Annotated in this window: 4 protein-coding genes and 7 tRNA genes; 1 reads left to right on the top strand and 10 read right to left on the bottom strand. The window is 32.1% G+C overall.

Annotated elements, in window-relative coordinates; translation table 11 throughout:
- Window positions 1–167: 167 nt before the first annotated feature.
- The 3 genes from HMPREF2647_RS06810 to HMPREF2647_RS06800 all read right to left on the bottom strand — a co-directional run bounded on the left by HMPREF2647_RS06810 (window position 168) and on the right by HMPREF2647_RS06800 (window position 3,474).
- On the bottom strand, window positions 168–890 hold the full coding sequence (locus HMPREF2647_RS06810) for an amino acid ABC transporter ATP-binding protein (RefSeq protein WP_019835687.1): 723 nt from the start codon (window positions 888–890) through the stop codon (window positions 168–170).
- Window positions 883–2,337: an ABC transporter substrate-binding protein/permease gene (locus HMPREF2647_RS06805; protein ID WP_070436372.1), complete on the bottom strand. Its 1,455-nt coding sequence runs from the start codon at window positions 2,335–2,337 to the stop codon at window positions 883–885. The genes HMPREF2647_RS06810 and HMPREF2647_RS06805 overlap by 8 nt, the downstream gene beginning before the upstream one ends.
- A gap of 120 nt (window positions 2,338–2,457) precedes the next feature.
- The gene (locus tag HMPREF2647_RS06800) at window positions 2,458–3,474 is read right to left on the bottom strand and encodes a PTS sugar transporter subunit IIC (RefSeq protein WP_353626972.1); all 1,017 of its coding nucleotides are present in this window, start codon (window positions 3,472–3,474) and stop codon (window positions 2,458–2,460) included.
- Here HMPREF2647_RS06800 and HMPREF2647_RS11605 point away from each other — a divergent pair.
- Window positions 3,443–3,541 (top strand): hypothetical protein, encoded by a 99-nt coding sequence (locus HMPREF2647_RS11605; RefSeq protein WP_353626971.1) that lies wholly within the window; start codon window positions 3,443–3,445, stop codon window positions 3,539–3,541. The genes HMPREF2647_RS06800 and HMPREF2647_RS11605 overlap by 32 nt on opposite strands.
- A 114-nt stretch (window positions 3,542–3,655) precedes the next feature.
- Here the strand turns inward: HMPREF2647_RS11605 and HMPREF2647_RS06795 are convergent.
- The 7 genes from HMPREF2647_RS06795 to HMPREF2647_RS06765 all read right to left on the bottom strand — a co-directional run bounded on the left by HMPREF2647_RS06795 (window position 3,656) and on the right by HMPREF2647_RS06765 (window position 4,354).
- Window positions 3,656–3,739, bottom strand: a tRNA-Leu gene (locus HMPREF2647_RS06795).
- Window positions 3,740–3,780: 41 nt separating this feature from the next.
- A tRNA-Gly gene (locus HMPREF2647_RS06790) sits at window positions 3,781–3,855 on the bottom strand.
- Window positions 3,856–3,958: 103 nt separating this feature from the next.
- A tRNA-Gly gene (locus HMPREF2647_RS06785) sits at window positions 3,959–4,032 on the bottom strand.
- An 8-nt stretch (window positions 4,033–4,040) separates the two neighbouring features.
- Window positions 4,041–4,114, bottom strand: a tRNA-Cys gene (locus HMPREF2647_RS06780).
- Window positions 4,115–4,121: 7 nt separating this feature from the next.
- A tRNA-Gln gene (locus HMPREF2647_RS06775) sits at window positions 4,122–4,193 on the bottom strand.
- Between the two features lie 12 nt (window positions 4,194–4,205).
- Window positions 4,206–4,278, bottom strand: a tRNA-His gene (locus tag HMPREF2647_RS06770).
- Between the two features lie 2 nt (window positions 4,279–4,280).
- A tRNA-Trp gene (locus HMPREF2647_RS06765) sits at window positions 4,281–4,354 on the bottom strand.
- Window positions 4,355–4,392: the final 38 nt, after the last annotated feature.

Raw genomic sequence — 4,392 nt, 5'->3', positions numbered from 1 at the left:
AATTTGTTAGAAATTATGTCCCAGCCTCTCTTTAACTTTGAGAATGTTATAAAGAAAGTCTATATTTATAATTCAGAATAAATTCTATCTTCTTTTCTTAATTAACTTTTATTACTTTTTAGATATAAAACCTTATAAATGTTTTATCAGTCTTCATATACAACATGCTATAATACTTTCGCCAAAAAGTTTTTAGTTCTTTCATGTTTGGGATGATTAAATAATTGATCAGGTGTTTCACTTTCAACGACATATCCATCTGCCATAAATATTACTTTATCACCAACATCTTTAGCAAAACCCATTTCATGAGTTACAACCACCATTGTCATACCCTCTTTAGCTAAATCTTTCATAACTTTAAGTACTTCATAAACAACTTCAGGATCAAGTGCTGATGTTGGCTCATCAAATAATATGACATCAGGATGCATAGCTAAAGCTCTTGCTATTGCTACCCTTTGTTTTTGTCCGCCAGAGAGTTGAGAAGGATATGCGTTAGCTTTCTCTTCAAGTCCTACTTTTTTTAGAAGTGCTTTACCTTCAATTTCTAGTTTTTTTAAATCAACTTTTTTTAACAACTTAGGTGCTAAAATGACATTTTCTAATACTGTTTTGTGAGGAAATAAATTGAAATTTTGAAATACCATTCCCATTTTTTGACGCAATTCACTTAAATTTATATTTTTATGTGTTAATTCTTTTCCTTCAAAAATCACTTTTCCATTTGATGGTGTTTCTAATAAATTCATACATCTTAATAATGTACTTTTACCACTTCCTGATGGTCCTATAATTGCTACAACTTCTCCTTTATTAATTTCTAAATTTATATCTTTGAGTACTTCATTTTTATTAAATGACTTATTTAAATTTTGAACTTTAATCACTGGCTTTCATTCTCCCTTCGATTAAACTCATACCTCTAGATAATGTAAATGTTAAAACAAAGTACATTATCGCAGCGATAATTAACGGTGTAAAAGGATCAAATGAAATACCTTGTACAACCTGAGCGTTAAACATAATTTCTCCTACTCCTATAGTAGAAACAATAGATGATTCTTTAATTAGTGTTACAAATTCATTACCTAACGCTGGTAAAATATTTTTAATTGCTTGGGGTAAAATGATATATCTCATTGTTTTAGAATAATTTAATCCTAAACATTGCGCTGCCTCTGTTTGCCCTTTATCAACAGCATTAATTCCAGCTCTAACTATTTCTGCAATATAAGCAGAAGAATTAATAACTAGTGCGATAGTACCACATACTAATGCTGAAACGTCTAAACCTAGAACAGCTGTCGTTCCAAAGAAAACTAAAAATACTTGAACTAACATCGGTGTTCCTCTTAAAAATTCTATGTAAATAGAGGCAATCCATGAAAGCAATTTAAACTTACTCAATTTAGCTAAAGCAATTAAAGCTCCTAATACTGCTCCTAATACTACACCAATCATTGATATTAAAATTGTATTTTTAAGTCCTTTGATAAAAAATGCACCATACTTATCAAAAAAGCTACTATCGTCTTGCATATCTTTAGAAGCTTTGTCCATGTATTTGCTAATTAAATGTTGGTCATTGACTTCCTTAATAGATTTATTGACATTCGCTAAAAGAATAGGTGAATTTTTTGGCACAGCTATGACATTATCTTTCTTTTCTTCATTAAAATTCACATTAGCTATCATTAAGCTGTTATTTTGTTTTACATATGCTTCAGCAACAGGTTTTTCTATTACCAACCCTTCTACCTTATTACTTTTAACTGCAAGAATAGCATCTGGTAGACGATTTAATGAACTAATGTCTGCATTCTCTATTTCTTGTTGCGCAATTTTTTCTTGTTCAGTCCCTTTTTGTGCTGCAACTTTTTTATTAGAAAAGTCTTTTAATGTATGAAATTTATTTTTATCGCTTTTTCTAATAAGCATTACATTGCCCGTTTTAGTATAAGAATCTGAGAAATCAACTTCTTTCTTTCTTTCTGGTGTTGAAGTCATACCAGAAATAATAACATCAATTTTTCCCGTTTTTAATGCACCGAGTAAACTATCAAATTGCATATTCACAATTTTTAATTTTAAGTGATTATCTTTAGCAATTTTTTTAGCTAAATCGATATCTATACCTGCGTATTCACTCTTACCTTTTACAGTCTTTTCAAATTCAAATGGTGCATAATCAGCTGATAATCCTACCCTTAATTCTCCACTTTCCTTAATTTTTTCCCATTTTGCATCTTGATCAGCGTGAGCCATAGGTTCTATATTTATAAAGGTCAAACTAATTAAGATTGCTATGATCATTGTTTTAAAAATATATTTCATATAGCAACCTCCTATAACTTTTTAATTATTATACACAATAAAGTATTAATATGCAATAAAAAATTCGAATAAAAAAAGCATCTACATTACTATAGATGCTTAAATACCTTTAAAATAATATTATTGGTGAGTGATTTCAAATCGATAAATATTATCATTATATGATGGTATAAACTTTTTGCATAATTCATGAATAATAAAAGCACTAATGAATGGAACAATAAAATAACCTAATGCTAATAGAAGAATATTAAATGTTGAATCACCCGGCATTCTATTAAACGCATTAATTGGACCAACTAATCCTGTATAACCAAATCCAGCTGATAATGGTGTTCCTTTTATTCCAATGAAGTATGTTAACAAACCGGAAATAATACCATTAATGGTTAATGGTATTGCAATGATTAAATGTTTTAAATAAACAGGAATCATCATCTTCGCAGCGCCAATAAACAAAACTAAATTGACACCAACTGAATTGACACGTAAAGAACCAAAGAAAAAAGTAACGCATGCAGCAACAATTCCCATGTTAGCAGCACCACTACCTAACCCATTTAAACTAATAGCTGTAGCAATAGCAACTAGAGAAATTGGCGTAACCATTAGTAGTGAAAATGTCACACTTATTAAGATAGACATGATTAAAGGATTAAATTCAGTAAATGAATTAATCACATGTCCTAAACTTTTTGTGATAATTTGTATATATGGCAAAGTCGTTAATCCAATTAATCCGCTGACTACTGGAATAAATACAGGTAAAATAATCATTTCTAAAGAACCAAATTTTCCTTGTAATAATAAATATAAAGCACATGCGATAATAATAACTAAAATTACGTTTATAATATCGCCAATTCCTTTTAATGCAATACCATTGGCATTCATTTGTATAGCTCCAGAGCCCAACATTGCTGATATACCTATCATACTAGCACCCGCACCACTAAATTTGAATTGATGTGCTGCCAGTATTCCAATAATAAATGCCATAAATGATTGAATAATTGTCACTAATTGAAAAACAAGCTCTAATATTGGATGTTGATCTTTAAATAATTTTAGTAGTTCTCCTAAAAGTGCATTTGGAAGTAATGCAATAACTACTCCTGCACCAACTGCATTAAGAATATTACTAAAAAAATATTTTAAGTTTATTCTAGTTCTACTCATAATAGCCTCCATTTTTAAATATTAGCTATATAATATTATATTATCTCATTTTATACAATATAAAATAAGTAGTTAAAAAAATATCAAATAAAAAAGGATTAAGTAGAGTGTTCTACTTAATCCTTTTAAATCCATTACATACCGGCGGTCGGGGTCGAACCGACACTCCAATAAAGGAACGGGATTTTGAGTCCCGCGCGTCTGCCAATTCCGCCACGCCGGCTTAATATATATAAATAAAAAACTTCCCTATGGAAGCAATTATGGAGCGGAAGATAGGACTTGCACCTATATCTTGTTCCGGGAAGGAACATATTCTAAAAGTTGAACTACTCCCGCATTATATCAAATTATGGAGCGGAAGATAGGACTTGCACCTATATCTTGTTCCGGGAAGGAACATATTCTAAAAGTTGAAATACTCCCGCATTGTATCAAATTATGGAGCGGAAGATAGGACTTACACCTATATCTCATTCCGGGAAGGAATGTGTTCTAAAATTGAACTACTCCCGCATAGCACATGGAGGCGGCAACCGGATTTGAACCGGTGATAAAGGTTTTGCAGACCTCTGCCTTACCACTTGGCTATGCCGCCAAAAAAACTGGGCTAGCTGGATTCGAACCAGCGCGTGACGGAGTCAAAGTCCGTTGCCTTACCGCTTGGCTATAGCCCATTAATAATAAAGGGCGGTTGATGGGAATCGAACCCACGAGTGTCGGAACCACAATCCGATGCGTTAACCACTTCGCCACAACCGCCATGGCAGGGACAGTAGGAATCGAACCCACATCAAAGGTTTTGGAGACCTCTATTCTACCGTTGAACTATGTCCCTATTTATGATGGTGGAGGGGGGCAGATTCGAACTGCCGA

The sequence above is a fragment of the Staphylococcus sp. HMSC035D11 genome, from assembly GCF_001836075.1.
GTDB classification, from domain to species: domain Bacteria; phylum Bacillota; class Bacilli; order Staphylococcales; family Staphylococcaceae; genus Staphylococcus; species Staphylococcus hominis.
This window is presented reverse-complemented; position numbering and strand designations above follow the sequence as displayed.

Excerpts from the sequence above, each read along its gene's own strand:
- HMPREF2647_RS06805 (WP_070436372.1), bottom strand. The coding sequence starts at position 2,337 with ATGAAATATATTTTTAAAACAATGATCATAGCAATCTTAATTAGTTTG.